Genomic DNA, 4961 nt, shown 5'->3' with positions numbered 1-4961 from the left:
GGCCGAGGCGGGCGTGACCGTCCACCGGGCGGTCCCGCCGCGGCCCGTCCGGCCGACGGCGGCGGCGCGGGAGGCGGACGCCGGGCACGCCGAGGTCTCGCAGGACATCCACGGCGCGGCGTCCGCCGGGGACGTCGCCCGCGTCCGGCCCTCCTGACCCGTCCACCGCACCGACCCCCTGATGGAGCACCCATGGCGGACACCGCCCGCACCTCGGTGACGCTCGCCGACGGCCGCGAGCTGATCTACTTCGACGACGCGCCGTGGCTGGACCGGACCGCTCCCGACCGGCGCGTCCTGCCGCCGTCCGACCCGCGGCCGGAGGTCCGGTTCGACCCGGTCACCGGCGAGCACATCGTCATCGCCGCGCACCGGCAGACGCGCACGTTCCTGCCGACCGCGGACGCCGCCGCGCGGGCCGCGTGCCCGCTCTGCCCGGGGCACGCGGAGAGCGAGGTCCCGGCGGACGGCTACCACGTCGCGATCTTCGAGAACCGGTTCCCGTCGCTCGGCGGCCCGGCGGGCGGACGCTGCGAGGTCGTGTGCTTCACCGACGACCACGACGCGACCTTCGCCGGCCTGCCGCCCGCCCGGCTCGCGACCGTCGCCCGCGCCTTCGCCGACCGCACCCGCGAGCTCGGCGCGCGCCCGGACGTCGAGGAGGTGTTCGTCTTCGAGAACCGCGGCGCGGAGATCGGCGCGACGCTGTCCCATCCGCACGGGCAGATCTACGCCTTCCCCTATCTGACGCCGCGCACCCGGCGGGCCCTCGCGCACGACCGGTGCGTGTTCTGCGAGGTGGTGAAGCGCGAGGCGGACGGGGAGCGGGTCATCGCCGAGACCGCGAACTTCATCGCGTTCGTCCCGTACGCGGCGCGGTGGCCGTACCAGGCCCAGATCGTCCCGCGCGAGCACGTCCCGGACATCACCGCGCTCGGCGAGGACGCGGCCACGGAGCTGATGGGCCTGTACGCGGACGTCCTCGGACGCTTCGGCCGGCTCTACGACAAGGACGTCCCGTACATGGCGGGCTGGCACCAGGCCCCGCCCGCCGCCGCCCGCGACCGCGCCCATCTGTGGGTGGAGGTGTACACGCCGCAGCGGACGGCCGACAAGCTCAAGTACCTGGCGTCCGTCGAGACGGGGACGGGCGCGTTCCTCAACGACGTCCGGCCCGAGGACGCCGCCGAACGCCTCCGCACCGTCTGACCCCCGCCCGCCCGCCCGACGGACGTGGCCGGTGTCAGGCCGCCGTCCTGGTGGCGAGGTGCTGGAGTTCGGCGGTGCACATCATGAGCCTGCGGGTCGGCAGGTGCCGCAGGTAGTGGTCGAGGTCGGCGCCCAGCGCGAAGACGTGCACCGGGACCCCGGCCGCGTGGCCGGACTCGACGGCCTCGCGCAGCGCCGCCAGGACGGCCGGATGCCGGGTCTGGTAGACCGAGGAGACCAGGTGGTTGCCGCGGTCGGCGGCCAGGTAGAACTGGATCAGGTCCTTGGTGCCGACGAACAGCTCGGCGGCGCCGGCGGCGCAGAACCCGGCGGCGGAGTGGACGGCGGCCGGGGTCTCGACGAACACGCCGAGCGGCGTGCCGTCCCCCAGGCCGAGGTGGCGCCGCAGCCGCAGGAACTCGTCGGGGTCGTTGATGAACGGCACGGCGAAGCTCACCCGGTCCGCGTCCGGGCCCAGCCGTCGGTGGAGGCGGGCGCGCAGCGTCCGGAAGGCGCGCGGGTAGCGGTCCTCGCCGAGCAGCCACCGCGCGCCGTGCCGGCCGAGCTCCGGGTTGGGCTCGGCGTCCACGCGGACCCGCGTGGTGATCTTCGCGGCGTCGTCCGAGCGCAGGTCGAGCAGCCGCATGACCAGCCGCTGGCCGGGCCGCAGCTCCTCAGCCATCGCGCACAGCTCGTCGGCGACCCGGGCGCCGTACGCCTCGGCCTCGCCGGGACCCGCCCGCAGCGCGTCGATCGGGCTCAGCCCGGCGGAGAAGCAGAGGAACTCCTCGCGGATGAACCAGGAGGTCGCCCGGCGGACGCGCGGGCCGAGCGCGTTGGTCGAGCGGATGTCGGTCGCGTCGGCGATGACGACGCAGATCGACTCGATGTCACCGAGGGACGCGGCGGCCGGCTCGGAGGGCCCCGGCGCGGGCTCCACGTCGCCGAGGACGACCGTGCCGCGGTCGGGCAGGAGGGTGACCTCGCCCGTGAGCGCGTCCAGCTCGGACGGGTCGACACGCAGGACGGGGATGCCGCGCGACCGGCAGAGCGACTGCATGTGGCCCGTCCGGCCGCCCCGCGCGCAGATCACCGCGGCGCTGGAGAGGATGGCCTCGTAGCGTTCGGGGGTGAGCGTGTCGACCACCAGGACGGCCCCGTCGACCGGCTTCCCGGTGCGGTTGCAGGCTCCCCGGACGGCGCGCTGCCGGGAACCGACGAGCATGACCCCTGGGATTTCGCGAGGGCTCAAGAGCGTCCTCTCTCCGAGTACCGACGGCGTCGGCGCTCCACCCGAGCGCGCGCGGAACATGGTTAGAGGCTGGCAGCCGCCGGGACGCCTGTGCACCTTCCCGAATGCCACGATGTGTTCACGCCCGTGCCACTGCGCCAACGCCGGTGTTACTCGGCTGGTCCGCTCCGCTACGCCGCGGGGTCGTCCAGGCCCAGCCGGGCGCGGAGGTCCCGCGGTGTCACCGACAGGTCGTTGAGCCTGGTCATGGCCGTCCTGTTGACGATGTGCCGCAGCGCGCGGTCGGAGACGGCGGTCCCGGGGACGGCGGCCAGCGCGCGCCGCAGGTCCTCGAGGGACTCCTCCAGCCGGACCGCCAGCAGCTCGCGGTCGCGCCGCCGCCGGGTGGCCATCCGGTGCACGTCGAGCGCGACCGAACGCTCGAACCGCTCGCCCGCCTCGCGTCCGGCCGCGCGGGCGACCGCCTCCGCCACCTCGTCGGCCGGTTCGGCGAAGCACGACTCCAGGCGGCGCAGCACCGTCGCGGCGACGCCCACCGAGTGGTTCTTGATCGCGGCGAGGTTGAACGCGAACGCGCCCAGCCGTCCGTACCGGACGATCTCGTCGCCCTCGCGCGGGCAGCCCACCACCGACACCGGGCCGGACGGGGTGCCGTCCGGCCCGGTCAGCAGGCCGTTCTCGTCCACCTGGACGCCGCGGCCGGTGCGGCGGTGCGGCAGGGCGGTGCCCGCGCGCAGCAGGTTCCGCCACAGCGGCGACCCGACGCGCTCGTAGTCGGTCTCGCGGCCGAAGTTCGAGATCACCAGGTCGGCGTCGATCGTCCGGGTGGAGTCCGGTCCCGTCACCGTCACCCGCAGCGTCCCGGCGCCGGTGTCGGCGACCTCGGTGACGCGTCCCTTCGTGAGGACGACCTGGTCGCCCTCGGCCAGCGCGGGGGCGACGAGCTCGGTGATGTAGGGGACGGCGCACACCCGCAGCGTCGCGAGCAGGCTCCCGTGCCGGTCGAGCAGAGCCCGCAGGTCGGAGGAGGGGACGTCGGCCAGGACCTCGGGCAGATGGGCCTCCCACGACTTGGCGACGTGCTCGCTCACCACCGCGGGATCGACACCGGGGTGCTCGCGGACGACGAGGGCGCACACGCGTTCCCACTCGTCCACGAGCCGCCGGACGAGCGCGTCGCGGTCCTCGTGGCCGTTCGCCCGCAGCCGCGGCTCCGGCAGGGAGAGGACGCGGTGGCGGTGGTCGGCGGGGTAGGTCCGGAGCGTCAGCCCGGACCGCGAGATCATGTGGATCGTGCCGGTGTGGCCGTGCCGCAGGAGCAGCGACGCCGAGTCGTAGGCGCTGAGCAGCGTCCCGACGATCGCGACCTCGGCGTCCTTCCGGACACCGAGGATCCGCTCGATCCCCTCCTCGGAGTACGGGTGCCGCACGAACGCCGGATGGTCGCTCACCTCGGCCGCGAAAGGCAGCTCCCGCTCCTCCAGTCCGGTCGCCAGCACGACGTGGTCGGCGCGGAGCGACCTGCGGGCCGTCCCCGACCCGCCGGAATCCGCCGGGAGGCGTTCGTCGAGGACGACGTCCACGTGGTCGTCGGCGACCTCCAGGGCGACCGCCTCGCCGTCCACCTCCTCCAGCGTCACGCCGAAGGACGCCTCGCGCGCGGCCTCGGCGAGCCGGGCGGCGAGGTAGTCGGCGTAGATCCGGCGGGGCGCCGGGCCGGACTCGGTGAAGGTGAAGCCGCTCCACTCGGCGGGCCAGCCCGTCCGGTCGGCCTCGCGGTTGGCCCAGCCGACGAAGTCGTCGACGTCCTCGCGGAACATCGACATCCGCCCGGCCTGGATGTTGAAGACGTGGTGCCAGTGGTTGCCCGTCCGGTGGTAGGCGACGCCGGCGCCGCGGTACTCGGGCCGCCGCTCGACCACCACGACCCGCAGCGGTTCCCTGGCGAATCGCAGCAGGCGGATGGCGGTGGCGGTGCCGCCGAGTCCCGCACCGACGACGACCACCACTTTGCACGGTCCCGCAAAGCCCATCGTGATCCCCCGCACGCGCCGAACGGTCCGCGGCAGCTTTACCGCGGCATGAACGTATCGCGGAGATCAACACAGCTCAATGCCCAAAAATCAGATTCACCCTCGAACAGCCGGACTCTCCCATTCGAACAAGCGCCACGGCAAGAACCGGCCGTGGCGAAAGCCGGTCACCGGTCGTCCGGGAGGACGTCCACGAGGTCGTTGCGCGCCGCGTGGACGGCGAGCTGCACGCGGTTCTGGCAGCCCGTCTTGGTCAGCAGACTCGCCAGGTGCGTCTTGACCGTCGTGACGCCGAGGTGCAGGCGCGCGGCGATCTCGGCGTTCGCGAGGCCCGCGGCGACCAGCGCCAGCACCTCGCGTTCGCGGTCGGTGAGGTCGGGCGCGGACGCGTCGGGCCCGGCCGTCCGGGCGTCGCGGGCGGCGACCGCCTGCTCGACCAGGCGGCGCAGCGCGCGGGGACTGAACGG

Annotated in this window: 4 protein-coding genes; 1 reads left to right on the top strand and 3 read right to left on the bottom strand. The window is 74.4% G+C overall.

Features of this window, described 5'->3' with window-relative positions; translation table 11 throughout:
- Positions 1–192: 192 nt before the first annotated feature.
- A complete protein-coding gene (galT, locus tag DZF91_RS28345; RefSeq protein WP_117360182.1) occupies positions 193–1209 on the top strand; it encodes a galactose-1-phosphate uridylyltransferase in 1017 nt (338 codons plus the stop codon).
- Between the two features lie 34 nt (positions 1210–1243).
- On the opposite strand, the gene DZF91_RS28340 is transcribed toward galT, so the two are convergent.
- From DZF91_RS28340 to DZF91_RS28330, 3 genes are all read right to left on the bottom strand, one after another.
- The gene (locus DZF91_RS28340; RefSeq protein WP_117360181.1) at positions 1244–2434 is read right to left on the bottom strand and encodes a putative PEP-binding protein; all 1191 of its coding nucleotides are present in this window, start codon (positions 2432–2434) and stop codon (positions 1244–1246) included.
- 197 nt (positions 2435–2631) lie between these two features.
- Positions 2632–4467 (bottom strand): FAD/NAD(P)-binding protein, encoded by a 1836-nt coding sequence (locus DZF91_RS28335; protein WP_235834630.1) that lies wholly within the window; start codon positions 4465–4467, stop codon positions 2632–2634.
- A 194-nt stretch (positions 4468–4661) separates the two neighbouring features.
- Positions 4662–4961, bottom strand: a 300-nt coding sequence (locus DZF91_RS28330) for a response regulator transcription factor (protein WP_147341426.1), incomplete at its 5' end; no start/stop codon positions are given.

The organism is Actinomadura logoneensis (assembly GCF_003428695.1).
Lineage (GTDB): Bacteria > Actinomycetota > Actinomycetes > Streptosporangiales > Streptosporangiaceae > Spirillospora > Spirillospora logoneensis.
This window is presented reverse-complemented; position numbering and strand designations above follow the sequence as displayed.

Bases quoted from the DNA above. Each gene is read 5' to 3' on its own strand.
- DZF91_RS28340 (WP_117360181.1), bottom strand. From the start codon at position 2,434: ATGCTCGTCGGTTCCCGGCAGCGCGCCGTCCGGGGAGCCTGCAACCGC.
- galT (WP_117360182.1), top strand. From the start codon at position 193: ATGGCGGACACCGCCCGCACCTCGGTGACGCTCGCCGACGGCCGCGAG.